Consider the following 14144-nt stretch of genomic DNA (forward strand, 5'->3'; position numbering starts at 1 on the left):
AGCGCGCTGCCGCGTTGCGATGACATCGATCCAGTGATTCCCCAGTCGTTTCTGCAGGATTTGCTCAACCGCGTCGATATTGTCGAGGTGGTGGGCCGTTATGTGCAGTTGAAAAAGGGCGGGGCAAACTTCATGGGGCTTTGCCCCTTTCATAATGAGAAGTCGCCCTCATTTACGGTGAGTCCCACCAAGCAGTTCTATCACTGCTTCGGGTGTGGCGCGCACGGCAGCGCGATCAGTTTCCTGATGGAGCATGCCGGACTCGGATTTGTCGAAGCGGTCGAGGAGCTGGCCCGCAACGTAGGGCTCGACGTGCCGCGCGAGGCGCCCATGCCGGGCGCACCGCCCGCCGCCGTCCAACGCGCACAGACCCTCGGCCTGGTCGACGTCATGACGCGCGCTTGCGACTACTACCGCAAGCAGTTGCGCGGGGCGCCGACGGCTATCGAGTACTTGAAGCGACGCGGCCTGACGGGCGAGATCGCCGCGCACTTCGGGCTGGGGTATGCGCCGCCTGCGTGGCAGAACCTGGAGGCGGCGTTTCCGAATTATCGCGACGACCAACTGCTCGAAGCGGGCCTGGTCATCGAGAGCGAGAAGGGCGAGCCGGGGGGCGCGAAGCGCCGCTACGATCGCTTCCGCGACCGGATCATGTTCCCGATCCGCAATACGAAGGGGCAGGTGATCGCCTTTGGCGGACGGGTGCTGGACCAGGGCGAGCCGAAATACCTGAACTCGCCCGAGACGCCGCTTTTCAGCAAGGGCAGCGAGCTGTACGGATTGTTCGAGGCGCGCGCCGGCATTCGCGAGGCCGGTTACGTGCTCGTGGTGGAAGGGTATATGGATGTCGTGGCGCTGGCCCAGCTCGGTTTCCCGCAGGCGGTGGCCACGCTCGGCACCGCCTGTACACCGATGCATGTGCAAAAGCTGTTGCGCCAGACCGAGACGGTCGTGTTCAGCTTCGACGGCGACGCGGCCGGGCGCCGTGCGGCGCGCCGCGCGCTCGAAGCGTGTCTGCCGCATGCGGACGACAACCGGAGCTTCAAGTTCCTGTTTCTGCCCAGCGAGCACGATCCGGACAGCTACGTGCGCGAGCACGGCGCCGAGGCGTTTGCCGATGAGGTGTCGCGCGCCATGCCGCTCTCGCAGTTCCTGATCGGCGAGGTGACGGCCGGCAAGGAGATGCATCAGCCTGAAGGTCGGGCGCGGGCGCTGTTCGAGGCGAAGCCGTTGTTGCAGCAAATGCCGGCGAACGCCCTGCGCGGTCAGATCATTCACGCGCTGGCGGAGCGGGTGGGAAGTTCGGTCGAGGAAGTTGCGCAATTATGCGAACTGAAGATCGGTGCGGCGCGGCGCCAGAACGCGTGGGACAGGGCGCCCGCGAAGCGCGAGAAGCGTAGGGTGGTCGGCACCGAGCACCGGGCGTTGCAGAACCTGCTGATGTTTCCTGTGCTCGGAAACGAATTGACCGACGAAGAGACCAAGATATTACAGAACGTGCGGCATCACGCCGAGATTTTCTCGGAGGTACTGGCGCACTGCCACGAAATGGGCGCTCAGGCGGATTTTCGCTTCATGTCCGATCGGCTGCGATCATCGCCGAATTGGGCGAGTTTCGACGAAATTCTGCGTGAGATCCTTTCGTTTGAAGAAAACGCCCGCGACCTGCTGTTGTTCGATCCGGCCGACGAGGCGCAGGTCGAGCGACGAGAAGAGCAGATCGCGCTGCGGCTCACCGAACTGCGTAGCGCCATCCGGCGCCTGCAGTACGACGGGCTGTGCGAAGAACTGGAGACGATATTCAAGCGGTCGTCGTTGACGCCCGATGAATTGCGCCATGCACAGGCGCTGTCGCGGCAACGCGACGAATTGAAGCGGTTGCTGGCTACGGCCGGCACGGGAGGCGCGCGAAGTTGAGGTAAGCCCGCGTGCTATAATGAAAAGTTTTCAGTGGGCTGTTTTCTGGCAAGCGAGATCGCTATGGCAAAGATGACAACGACCAGCGGAAAAAAGACGGTTATCCCAGCACCGAAGGCAAAGCGCGCGACGAGCGCGGCGGCGGCGTCCGGTGGGAGGGGGGCGTCTCGCTCTGCGAAGGCTGGCGTTGATGTGAAGGCCGGCAAGGTCGCGCAATCCGCCAGGAAAACGGCCAGCCAGGCAAGTTCGGCGAAACGTACTACGACGACGCAAGTCAAGGCAGCCGCCGGCGCAAAATCGAAGACGACCGGCAAGACGGCTGCGAAGGTGACCGATGTCACCAAGCGCGCGAGTGCGACCGCCGCGAAGGTGGGGACTGCGAAGGCAGTCAGGAAGCCGACGGTGAAGTCGGAGCCGCCCGTCAAGACGACGAAGGCGGTATCGGCCGCCAAGGCGACGGCCGGCGGGAAACCGCAGGCCCGACAACCCGCTGAAAAAAGCGCGAAGAGCGCAACTACCGCCAGGGCTTCGAGCCAGGCGGGCCGCAGTACACCTGCGACGCAGGCCCCACGCAAGACCGGGGCCTCACGCAAGACCGAAGCCGTGGAGCTCGCGTCGGCAACCGTCGAGCCACCCGTCCAAAAGACGCGTGGCCGGGCCGCGAAGCCTCCCGCTCCGGCGGAGCAGAACGTCGCAGCGAATACTAATGATCAACCCGTGAACGAAGATCAGACCAAAGTGGAAAAGCAGAAGGCGCGTGATCGCCGGGCAAAAGAGAAAGCACTGCTCAAGGACGCATTTTCCTCGCACCAGCCCGGTACGGCCGAGGAACTTGAGGAGCGTCGCGGCAAACTGAAGGCACTGATCAAGCTGGGCAAGGAGCGTGGCTTCCTCACCTTCGCCGAGATCAACGACCACTTGCCCGACGAGCTGGTGGAGAGCGAAGCGCTCGAAGGCGTGATCGGCACGTTCAACGACATGGGCATTGCCGTCTACGAGCAGGCGCCCGATGCCGAAACGCTGCTGCTCAACGACAACGCGCCGAACGCCGCGTCGGACGACGAAGTCGAGGAAGAGGCCGAAGCGGCCCTGTCGACGGTCGACTCCGAGTTTGGCCGCACGACCGACCCGGTGCGTATGTACATGCGCGAGATGGGGACGGTCGAGCTGCTCACGCGTGAGGGCGAAATCGAGATCGCCAAGCGCATCGAGGAAGGCCTGAAGCACATGGTGCAGGCCATCTCCGCATGCCCGACGACGATCGCCGAGATCCTGGCGATGGCCGAGAAGGTCGAGCGTGAGGAAATGCGCATCGACGAAGTGGTGGACGGCCTGATCGACCCGAACGCGGAAGCCGAAGCGGCAGCCGCGGCTTCCGAGGACGAGGACTTCGACGCTGACGCCGAAGAAGACGCCGAGGACGAGGAAGAAGAGGCCGACGAGGAAGAGGACAGCGGCGGCAGCGGCGGCGGTGCTTCGGCAGCGCAGGTCGAGCAGCTCAAGCGCGATTCGCTCGCCAAGTTCGCGGTGATCGCCGACTGGTTCGGCAAGATGCGTCGCGCGTTCGAGAAGGAAGGCTATCAGTCCAAGCCGTATGTGAAGGCGGGCGAAGCCATCCAGGCCGAGTTGATGACGATCCGCTTCACGGCGCGCACGGTCGAGCGTTTGTGCGACACGCTGCGTTCGCAAGTGGACGAAGTGCGCAACATCGAGCGTGCGATCCTGAACATCGTGGTCGACAAGTGCGGCATGCCGCGTGCGGATTTCGTGTCGCGCTTTCCCGGCAACGAAACCAATCTCGACTGGATCTACACGGTCGTGGCCGATAACAAGCCGTACAGCTCGGTGGTCGAGCGGAACGTGCCGGCCGTGCAGGAGCTGCAGCAGAAGCTGATCGACTTGCAGGCGCGAGTGGTGTTGCCGCTCGCCGAGCTCAAGGACGTCAATCGCAAGATGTCCGAAGGCGAGCGCCGCGCCCGCAAGGCCAAGCGCGAGATGACCGAGGCGAACCTGCGTCTGGTGATTTCGATCGCGAAGAAGTACACGAACCGTGGCCTGCAGTTCCTGGATTTGATCCAGGAAGGCAACATCGGCCTGATGAAGGCCGTGGACAAGTTCGAATACCGTCGTGGTTACAAGTTCTCGACCTACGCGACGTGGTGGATCCGTCAGGCCATCACGCGTTCGATCGCGGACCAGGCGCGTACCATCCGTATTCCGGTGCACATGATCGAGACGATCAACAAGATGAACCGGATTTCGCGCCAGATTCTGCAGGAGACCGGTGTCGAGCCGGATCCGGCGACGCTGGCCGAGAAGATGGAAATGCCGGAGGACAAGATCCGCAAGATCATGAAGATCGCGAAGGAGCCGATCTCCATGGAAACGCCGATCGGTGACGACGACGATTCCCATCTGGGCGACTTTATCGAAGATACCGGCACGGTAGCCCCTGCGGACGCCGCATTGCATGGTAGTATGCGCGACGTCGTGAAGGACGTGCTTGATTCGCTGACGCCGCGCGAGGCCAAGGTGCTGCGTATGCGTTTCGGTATCGAGATGAGCACGGACCACACGCTCGAGGAAGTGGGCAAGCAGTTTGACGTGACGCGCGAGCGTATTCGTCAGATCGAGGCCAAGGCGCTGCGCAAGCTGCGTCACCCGAGCCGTTCCGACAAGCTCAAGTCGTTCCTCGAAGGCAATTGATTGCTGCTGAGCGAGCGCCAGTAGTTCAGGGCCGTTAGCTCAGCGGTTAGAGCAGGGGACTCATAATCCCTTGGTCGCTGGTTCGAACCCAGCACGGCCTACCAGGAAGTGAAGAAAAGCCCCTGACGGTGACGTCAGGGGCTTTTTTCCTTGCGGCATCGATGACCCGCGTTCGCACGAACGCCGCGCCGGCATCGCGCATCCGGCTAACGTCCATCGAATGAACCATCCGCTCGATCGTGTCGCCGCACGCGCGCCGCGGCCGCCTCGTCAGGCGGATGCCGGCTTCGCGCCGCGGCGGCCGAGACTCGGGGCTACGCCGGGGCGAACCTGCAACATTGCGAACACGCCAACGGCCGTCGCCACCGCCGTCGCGACGAACATCGACGAGTAGCCGTACCTGGCCGACAGAATGCCTGCGAGCGTGGGCGCCAGCACCGACGCAATGTTCGCGATGAAGTGCATCAGGCCGCTGAAGGTCCCCACGCGCGACGGCGCCGTATCGATCACGACAGCCCAGTACACCGAATTGGGCAGGGCATTGAGCGCATTGCCTAGCGTCATCAACGCGATCACGGCCCATACGCTTTGCGCCTGCGACACCATCAGGAAGCACAGCGTGGTGCAGGTGAGGGCGGCCGCGGCGAACCAGCTGCGCGCCACCACGAGCTTGCCGGTCTTGCGATACAGCCAGTCCGAGATACGTCCACCGAGCAACACCGTCACGCACGCGCCGGTCCACGGAATCATGCCGACGTACCACAGCGACGACAGCGTGAAGTGAAATTCGTCGGCGAGATACTTCGGCGTCCAAGTCAGCAGCATGAAGTTGACGTAGATGAATGCGAAGTAGCCGATCGAATTGAACACCAGTGTCTTGCTGCGAAAAAAGCTCCACCACGGCAAGTCGCTTGCGGCGCCGGCGCCGCCGATCTGCTGCGCCGGGCGTCCTTCCTGGATGAGCGCGAGCTCGGCCGCATTGACGCGCGGATTGTCCTCGGGACGGTTCGTGTAGACGCGCGCGAACAGCGCGATCAGCACGAAGCCCGCCACGCCGAGCACGATGTACATCGTGCGCCAGCTCTCGGTGAGCAACAGCAGGCCCACGGCCACGGGGGCGGTGAGCAGCGCGCCCAGCGGCGTGCTCAGCAAGCCGATCGACACGGCGAAGCCGCGCTCCGAGGGTGACGCCCAGGCCGACATCGTCTTGTTGATGATGGAGTACGCCGGTCCCTCCGCGAAGCCGAACAGCACGCGAACCGTGGCGAAGCCGGTGAGGGCGGAGCCGCCGAAAACCGCCACGCCGAGGTCGCCGGCCCAGATCATTGCGATCGCGAAGGCCGACCATGCCACGCCTGCAATGACCCACACCGTCTTGGCGCCGAGCCGGTCGGCGAGCGCGCCGCCGAACAGCGCGCCGAACATGTAGCCATAGCCGAAGTAGCCGAGTACGGCGCCCCAGCCGGCACGGTCGAAGCCGTATTCCGACGTAATTTGCGCGGCCGAGTACGAAATCGCGCCGCGATCGATGTAGTTCACGAGCGCGATGACGACGATCAGCGCGAATACCGCAAATCGATACCGCGTTGCGGCGACGGCCGGATGGGCCAGGGGGCTGGGTTGCATGACGTCTCCTGAGTGTTGACTGAACAGTGACCACGAGTGGACCGGTGGACGGGGTGACAGGGGCAAAACGACAGATGCCCCGACGCGCCCATGCCTCCACGCCCTTCGCAAACGATTGTCGATTATATATAATGCACAATGCATATCAACTGAAATCAAAATACTGTCCACCATGTCCAACTCGCTTCCCGTGGTCGCCGTCGGCTCGCTCGGCGGTACGATCAGCATGACGCCATCCGACGCCGCCGGCGGCGTCGTCCCCACGCTCGACGCCGCGCAACTCGCCCGGTCGGTGCCCGGCCTGTCCGAGGTGGCTGCCGTGCGCACCGCGTCGATCCGGCAATTGCCTAGCGCGTCGCTTTGCTACGACGACCTCATGGAAGCCCTCGACTGGGCCGAGCAGCAGATCGCGCAGGGCGCCCGCGGCGTGGTCCTGACCCAAGGCACCGACACGCTCGAAGAAACGGCCTTCCTGCTCGATCTGTTCTGGACGCTGCCCGCACCACTGGTCATCACGGGCGCCATGCGCGCGCCGCAGGCCGCCGGTGCGGACGGCCCCGCGAACCTGCTGGCCGCGGTGCGAACGGCGCTACACCCGGAAAGCGCGGGCCGCGGCGTACTCGTCGTGATGAACGACACCGTGCATTGCGCGCGCTGGGTGAGCAAGGGCGACGCGCTGGCGGTGCAGGCATTCGTGTCGCTCGACGGCGGTGCGGCCGCGCGCCTCGTCGAAGGGCGGCCCACGTACTTCCATGCGGCGGGCGCGCGGCCGGCGCCGCTCGCACGGCCGGTGCGCGCGTGGCCGAAGGTCGCGTTGGTGACGGCCGTGCTGGGAGACGACGGCGAGCTGGCCGAGATGGCCGTGCGCGGCGGCTACGAAGGCGTCGTGATCGCGGCGCAGGGCGCCGGACACGTGTCGTTCGCGTTTGCCGAGCGGGTGAGCGCGCTCGCGCAACAGGTGCCGGTAATTGTCGCGAGCCGAGCGGCCGGCGGCTCGACCGCGTCATCGACATACGGCTATGTGGGCGCGGAAATCGATCTCGTGAAGCGCGGCGCGCGCATGTCCGGATGGCTCTCGGCGCTCAAGTCGCGGCTGCTGCTCGCCGCGTTGATCGCCTCGGGCGTGCCGCCCGCCGCGGTTGCGGACGCACTGGAAAATTGGAGTAAACTCACGCGTCGATAAACTCCCACGGCCTTCCCCTTGAAAAGCACGTCTTCCGCATCGGCCGCCGCGTCGGGTGCTACCGGCACGTCCGGCACGTCCGGCCGCCGCCGCCTCACCGCCTATCAGTACGCCATCGAGACGCTGCGCACCGAGATTCTGCAGGGGCGGCTGAAGGCGGGCGACCGGCTGCGGCAGGACGATCTCGCCCGCCGTCTCGAGATGTCGACGACGCCGGTGCGCGAGGCGTTGCGCACATTGGTCTCGGAGGGGCTCGTGTTCTTCGACGCGCATCGCGGCGCGGTGGTGCGAGGGCTGACGATCGACGATGTCAATGAACTCTACCGCCTGCGCAAGACGCTCGAGCCCATGATGGCCGAGCAGGCAATGGCCACGATCCGCGACGAGGACATCGCGCGGGCCCAGGCGTTGCACGGCGAAATGCTCGCCACGACGGATGTCGTGAAGTGGACCGAGCTGAACCAGGCGTTCCACGCGGCGCTCTGGGCCTCGCAGGACAATTCCCGGCTGGCGCATCTGATCAAGACGTTGCGCGATGCGTCCGGCCCCTACATCGCCTTGTCGCTCTACATGCGGCCGGTGCATGTCGACGTGAGCAATCAGGAACACCAGAAAATGCTCGACGAGTACCGCGCCCGCGATGTGGCCGCCGCCCGCCGGCACACGGAAGACCATCTCGACGCTACGCTGCGCATCATCGTCAAGGCCATCGAGCAGACCGAAGCGCAGGCGGCCGCCAACGAGTGACGCCAGCGCGAGGCGCCACATCGCCGGCCGCCCCGCGCCGGTGATGCTTCGCACACCTGATCATCCGCGATCGGTCATGTCCGGCAATGCCGGGTGATGCGCGATAGTGCGCGATAGCGCGCGATAGTGCGTGGTGGTGCCTGGTGGGGCCCGGCAAGACGCCGTGCGCACTTTCGCGGCCGATTCTCGTCGGCTTTCCGGGTTAACACCTAAAGTTCTTCGTGCGCCGGCCGTAATTGCTGGGGTGGAACCCCCACCTCGTGGAGCCGGTGGCCTGGGCGCCGGTCTCCTGTCTTTGACCCCCCCTAGCCGCAGGCCCGTCCAGACAGCATGACAGTATCTTCGCTTAGAACACGCATCATCCTGATCGCGTGTGCCACCGTAATCGGGGCACTGATCCTCTCCGGCATCACCACCTACCTCATCGTGCGCAACAGCATGATGTCGACCATTGCCAACACGCTCGACGCCGTCGCGCGCGGCAACACGCTCGCCGTCGAGCGCTGGGCCGCCGCAAAGGGCCAGTCGGTCGTCGGCACGGCCGCGGCCGTCGAGAAGGGCGAGCAAGGCGTCGCCCTCACGAAGCTGCTCGGCGCGACCAACGGCTTCCCGATCTCGAGCATCGGCTGGAGCGACAAGTCATACTTCTCCAGCGGCCCCACGCCGCCCGACTACGATCCGACCGTTCGTCCGTGGTACAAGGGCGCCACGGCCGCGGGCAAGCTCACGGTGGTCAAGCCGTATGCCGACATCGCGTCCGGCAAGCTGTACGTGTCGTTTGCCGCCCCGATCCTGCGCGACGGCCAGACGCTCGGGGCGGTGAGCGGTGCCGTGCCGCTCGACGCCGTGCAGGAAGTCGTCAGGGCCGTGCATCCCACGCCCTCGAGCCTGGCCTTCGTGGTCTCGCGCGACGGCCTCGTGATCGCGCACCCGGACGAGAAACTCATGCTCAAGCAGTCGAGCGATCTCGCGCAGTCGCTCACGCCGGACACGCTCGCCGGCCTCGAGCGCGCCACCGAACCGATGGAAGTGGAGCTCGGCGGTGCGGCCAAGCTCGTCAAGGTGCAGCCCGTGCCGGGCACCGACTGGCTGTTCGTCGTGGCGCTCGACAAGGCTGAAGCGACCGCCGGCCTCTCGCGCGTGCTGAGCGCGACCGTCATCACGCTGATCGTGCTGACGCTGTGCGCCATCGGCATTGCGAGCTTCTTTACCTCGCAGGCGTTTCGCCGTCTGTCGCAGGTGCGCGACGCGATGGACACCATCGGCTCGGGAGGCGGCGACCTGACGCGCCGCCTCGACGTGGTCGGCAACGACGAAGTCGCCCAGATTTCGCGCTCGTTCAACGCGTTCGTCGACAAGATCAGTACGGTCATGCTCGACGTGCGCGCAGGCGTGAATGGCATGACCTCGGCAACCAGCGAGATCGAGATGGGCAACCGCGATCTGTCGCAGCGCACCGAAGCGTCGGCCGGAACGCTGCAGGAGACGTCGGCCGCGCTCACCGAACTCACCGCCAGCGTGAAACAGACGGCCGAGGCCGCCGAGCACGCCACGCGCCTCGCGAACGACGCCAGCGAAGCGGCGGCGCGCGGGGGCGAAGTGATGACGGGCGCCGTCACGACCATGAGCGAGATCGCCCGGTCGTCCGAGCGCATTACCGAGATCATCAGTGTGATCGACGGCATTGCGTTCCAGACCAACATCCTCGCGCTCAACGCCGCGGTGGAAGCCGCGCGCGCGGGCGAGCAGGGCCGCGGCTTTGCCGTGGTGGCCGGCGAGGTGCGTACGCTCGCCCAGCGCAGCGCGGCCGCCGCGCAGGAAATCAAGACGCTCATCGAGGCTTCCGTACAGAACGTCAAGAGCGGCACGCAGCGCGTGCAGGCCGCCGGCGACACGATGGGCGAGATCGTCGACGGCATCGCCCGCGTGCGCCGTCTGATCAGCGAAATCCACAGCGCCATGACCGAGCAGAGCACCGGCATCAGCCAGATCGATCGCAGCGTGGCGGAGATGGATCAGTCGACGCAGCAGAACGCCGCGCTGGTCGAAGAGTCGGCCGCCGCCTCGGCAATGCTCAGCGAGCAGGCGCGCAATCTTGCCGACACCGTCGCGCTCTTCCAGTTGCGCGAGCACAGCCGCCACGGCGTGACCGTGGTGCGCAGCCCGGCAGGGGCGCAGCGCGACCCGCATCGCGACGAGCCGGCGCTCGCGGCCTGAGCGCGCCACGCCTGAATGGACGACGGCCTTGCTGTGCCGCACTCGGGCGGCGAGGCCCGCGCGCGCCGCCAGCCTCGCCCTGACGTCACCACAGCGCTACAGCGCCACACCGCTAGAGCGCCGCACCGCCCTGCCCGCCGGAATTTGTCGCACAATGGACCGCATTCCGGCGCGGCGTCCTTCCTTCCCGAAACGCTTGTGCCCGACGTCTGCCGGTGTCGAATCGATATTGCCGATCACGTTCAGGAGACTCCACATGACCCATCAACGGTACGAAGGCGGATGCCATTGCGGTGACTTGCGCTTTGCCGCCAATGTCGATCTATCCAAAACAGTCGCGTGCAACTGTTCCATCTGCAAGAAGCGGGGCTTGATTCTGGCCTTCACGCCGCTGACGGAATTTACGCAAACGGCGGGCGAGGGAAAAGCTGCCGAATATCTTTTCAACAAGCACGTCATTCGCCATCAATTCTGTCCGAGATGCGGTGTCGAGGCATTCGCGTTCGGTGAAATGCCCGACGGCACGAAAATGGCGGCGGTCAATGTGCGGTGCCTCGATGGCATCGATCTGGATACCGTGCATCCCACGCCATTCGATGGCGCGAGCAGGTAGACGCCGGCGCGCGCCACCGCCGGCCGCTGGCTGACGCAATAAAAAGCGGCTCGCCCGCGCGTGCCGGCGAGCCGCGAATGCCCGTCGCGCTCAGCCGCGCCGGGCTCACGGGACCGCATGCGCCCCGTGTTCCTGGACCCCGCCGCGACGGTGCCGACCGTCGCTGCGTTACTTCGCTGCCAGCATCGAGCCGCGATCGCGCAGATTGATGTGCATCTCGAAGGCGCGCTCCAGCGCGTGCGGCGTGTGGCCGGCATAGCGCAGGGCGTCGCGGTAGTAGTCGCGCAGCACTTCGCGATAGCTCGGATGCGCGCAGTTGTCGATTACCAGCTTCACGCGCTCGCGCGGCGCGAGCGTGCGCAGGTCGGCCAGTCCCTGCTCGGTGACGAGGATGTCCACGTCGTGCTCGTTGTGGTCGACATGCGGCACCATCGGCACGATGCTCGAAATGCGCCCGTCCTTGGCGATCGACTTGGTCGCGAAGATCGCCATGCGTGCATTGCGAGCGAAGTCGCCCGATCCCCCGATGCCGTTCATCATGTGCGTGCCGCCCACGTGCGTGGAATTCACGTTGCCGTAGATATCGGCTTCGAGCGCGGTATTCAGCGCGATGAGGCCCAGGCGGCGGATCACCTCCGGATGGTTGCTGACTTCCTGCGGGCGCAGCACGAGCTTGTCGCGATAGCGCGCCAGATCGCCGAACACGCGGTCCTGCACCGGCTGCGATACCGTGATCGACGAGCCCGAGGCAAACACCATCTTGCCCGCGTCCATCAGCTCGAACGTGGAGTCCTGCAGCACCTCCGAGTACATGGTGAGCTGCTCGAACGGCGAATCGACGAAGCCCATGAGTACGGCATTGGCAATGGTCCCGATACCTGACTGGATCGCGGGCAGCGTGCGAGGCAGGCGCCCGCGCGAGACTTCATGCTGGAAGAATTCGATGAGATGGCCGGCGATGTTCTGCGTCTCGGCGTCGGGCGGCAGGGCATTCGACGCGCTGTCGGGGGTGTGCGTGATGACGATCGCCGCGATCTTCTCGGGCGCAATCTTCACGGCGCTAGTGCCGACGCGGTCGCGCACGTCCACGATCGCCAACGGGTCGCGATGCGGGCGCTGGCCCGGAATCCAGATGTCGTGCATACCCTCGAAGGCGAGCGGCTGCGCGAGGTTGATCTCCACGATCACTTTGTCCGCGAGGATCGCGAAGCTCGCCGAATTGCCGACCGACGAGCTGGGCACCAGGCCGCCGTCCTCCGTGATGGCGACCGCTTCGATCACCGCCACGTCGAGCTTGCCGAACTGACCGGCGCGCAGGAACTCGACCGTCTCGGACAAGTGCTGGTCGACGAACATCACGTCGCCGCGGTTGATCGCGCTGCGCAGCGTGGTGTCCACCTGAAACGGCAGACGTTTGCCGAGCACCCCGGCCTCGGTCAGCGTCTTGTCGGAATCGTGCCCCAGCGATGCGCCCGTGATCAGCGTGATCTTCAGCGGATGGGCCTGGGCGCGCCGCGCCAACGCAAGCGGCATGTCCTTGGCATCGCCGGCGCGGGTGAACCCGCTCATGCCGACCACCATGCCGTCGCCGATCAGCGTGGCCGCGTCGTCGGCGCTCATCACCCGGTCGCGCAGCGACGCCAGGCGGATGCGGTCTTCAAACATCGTGAGGCTCCTCGTCTCTCTTATTCGAATCTCGTGAATGCTCCGCGTGGCCGCAGGCAACGCCGTTGATCACGCTCGACTCGAAGTGTATTGACGCATGCGTCACATTTCCAATATATTGAACAAAGTACTTCAATACTTTTTATGTATTGATCGCGCCAAACCCGGTGGGGCCGGGCGGACGGAGGAGCGGGCATGGAGTTGCGGCATTTGCAATATTTCATTGCGGTGGCCGAGGAGCGGCATTTCACGCGGGCAGCAGCGCGCGTGGGCATCCAGCAACCGCCGTTGAGCCTGCAGATCCGGCAATTGGAAGCCGAGCTGGGCGGGCCGCTGTTCGTGCGTCTGCCGCGCGACGTGGCGCTCACCGAGCTGGGAGAGGCCTTCCTGCCTGAGGCGCGTCACATTCTCGAGCGCGTGGCGCGGGTCAAGCGCCGCATGCAGCAGATCTCGCGTGGTGAAGCGGGGCACCTCCGGATCGGGTTCGCGGGCGCGACGTATTTCGAGCCGCGCGTCCCGGCATGGATTCGCGACTATCGCGCGCAATATCCCGACGTGCATTTGCATCCGCAGCAGAGCAACACCGCGAGTCTGCTGGCCGCGCTGATGGACGAGTCCGTCGATGCCGCGTTCGTGCGCACGCCCGAGGACGTACCGCCGGGCATCGAGACGCTGCCGGTGGTGGACGAGCCCATGGTGCTGGCGCTGCCGCTAAGTCATCCCATGTGTGCTCGAAAGCGCGTGCCGCTTGCCGCGCTCGCGCAGGACGAATTCATTGTGCTGCCGCGGGAAATCAGTCCGTCACTGTACGACCGGACCATTGCCGCATGCGAGGCGGCGGGTTTTCGGCCGAAGCTCGGGCAGGAGGCGCCGCAGATCACGTCGATCGTGCCGATGGTGGCGGCAGGCTTCGGTGTCTCGCTGGTGCCCGCGTCCGTGCGCCAGATCCGCACGCCCGGCATGGGCTTCTGGCCGGTCGACGGCGACGTGCCGAGCGCGCCGATCAGCCTCGCCTACCGAAGCGATCACGGCTCGGCGGCGCTGGCCAACTTCATTGCGATGCTGCCTGCGGATTCGCCAGAGAGCAGCGACAGCGCATCGCCCGTCGTTTGATGGTCTTGGTGCAATGCCGGCATGCGGTTTCGCCGGCGGCGTGCGCATAGGCATCATCGACGTCCCCTTTGGCCGAATTGCGAAATTTCAGTGGCGTGGCCGGGCCATGTGAAGAAGCGTTAGGCGTCACGTTACCCGAGCCCCGACCCCCTTTCGTCCCACTGTCCGTATCCCTCGCAAACCCCGCGCCACGGGCGTTTGGCGGCAGGCAGGCGCAGGCGTTGTGCATCCGCGGCACATAGCGTCACGGTGTCGTGCACGGGCGGCGTGTGTGGCGCGTGCGACAGTGCGTTCGAGATCGTCGGCAATCCGATACATTCGCCAATTCGCTGCGCTACACTGCCGTCATGCCTCGCC

At 65.4% G+C, this 14144-nt stretch carries 10 protein-coding genes and 1 tRNA gene; 8 read left to right on the forward strand and 3 right to left on the reverse strand.

From position 1 onward, the window contains the following. Positions 1 to 33 precede the first annotated feature (33 nt). Complete coding sequence (gene dnaG / locus PNO31109_RS18095; RefSeq protein ID WP_150556850.1) at positions 34 to 1917, forward strand: DNA primase; 1884 nt, start codon at positions 34 to 36, stop codon at positions 1915 to 1917. A gap of 14 nt (positions 1918 to 1931) precedes the next feature. Here dnaG and PNO31109_RS18100 read toward each other — a convergent pair whose 3' ends face one another. Beyond that, positions 1932 to 2369 (reverse strand): hypothetical protein, encoded by a 438-nt coding sequence (locus PNO31109_RS18100; protein WP_150556851.1) that lies wholly within the window; start codon positions 2367 to 2369, stop codon positions 1932 to 1934. 265 nt (positions 2370 to 2634) lie between these two features. On the opposite strand from PNO31109_RS18100, the gene rpoD reads away from it, so the two are divergent. Then, positions 2635 to 4623, forward strand: coding sequence for an RNA polymerase sigma factor RpoD (rpoD, locus tag PNO31109_RS18105; RefSeq protein WP_370750487.1), 1989 nt, complete (start codon positions 2635 to 2637; stop codon positions 4621 to 4623). Between the two features lie 28 nt (positions 4624 to 4651). Continuing rightward, a tRNA-Ile gene (locus tag PNO31109_RS18110) sits at positions 4652 to 4727 on the forward strand. A gap of 166 nt (positions 4728 to 4893) precedes the next feature. On the opposite strand, the gene PNO31109_RS18115 is transcribed toward PNO31109_RS18110, so the two are convergent. Then, entirely contained in the window at positions 4894 to 6249 is a 1356-nt protein-coding gene (locus tag PNO31109_RS18115; RefSeq protein ID WP_150556853.1) for an MFS transporter, read from the reverse strand. A 172-nt stretch (positions 6250 to 6421) separates the two neighbouring features. Between PNO31109_RS18115 and PNO31109_RS18120 the strand changes: the two genes are divergently transcribed. From PNO31109_RS18120 to PNO31109_RS18135, 4 genes are all read left to right on the forward strand, one after another. Then, positions 6422 to 7432: an asparaginase gene (locus PNO31109_RS18120; RefSeq protein WP_150556854.1), complete on the forward strand. Its 1011-nt coding sequence runs from the start codon at positions 6422 to 6424 to the stop codon at positions 7430 to 7432. A gap of 18 nt (positions 7433 to 7450) precedes the next feature. Further along, positions 7451 to 8179, forward strand: a complete 729-nt coding sequence (locus PNO31109_RS18125; protein WP_150556855.1) for a GntR family transcriptional regulator — start codon at positions 7451 to 7453, stop codon at positions 8177 to 8179. A 330-nt stretch (positions 8180 to 8509) separates the two neighbouring features. Beyond that, complete coding sequence (locus PNO31109_RS18130; RefSeq protein WP_150556856.1) at positions 8510 to 10396, forward strand: methyl-accepting chemotaxis protein; 1887 nt, start codon at positions 8510 to 8512, stop codon at positions 10394 to 10396. 256 nt (positions 10397 to 10652) lie between these two features. Continuing rightward, positions 10653 to 11009, forward strand: coding sequence for a GFA family protein (locus PNO31109_RS18135; protein WP_150556857.1), 357 nt, complete (start codon positions 10653 to 10655; stop codon positions 11007 to 11009). Between the two features lie 168 nt (positions 11010 to 11177). Here the strand turns inward: PNO31109_RS18135 and scpC are convergent, their stop codons facing one another. After that, on the reverse strand, positions 11178 to 12674 hold the full coding sequence (gene scpC, locus PNO31109_RS18140; RefSeq protein ID WP_150556858.1) for a succinyl-CoA:acetate CoA-transferase ScpC: 1497 nt from the start codon (positions 12672 to 12674) through the stop codon (positions 11178 to 11180). Between the two features lie 195 nt (positions 12675 to 12869). Between scpC and PNO31109_RS18145 the strand changes: the two genes are divergently transcribed. Next, positions 12870 to 13787, forward strand: coding sequence for a LysR family transcriptional regulator (locus PNO31109_RS18145; protein WP_150556859.1), 918 nt, complete (start codon positions 12870 to 12872; stop codon positions 13785 to 13787). Positions 13788 to 14144 lie beyond the last annotated feature (357 nt).

Source organism: Pandoraea nosoerga (genome assembly GCF_902459585.1).
Taxonomy (GTDB): domain Bacteria; phylum Pseudomonadota; class Gammaproteobacteria; order Burkholderiales; family Burkholderiaceae; genus Pandoraea; species Pandoraea nosoerga.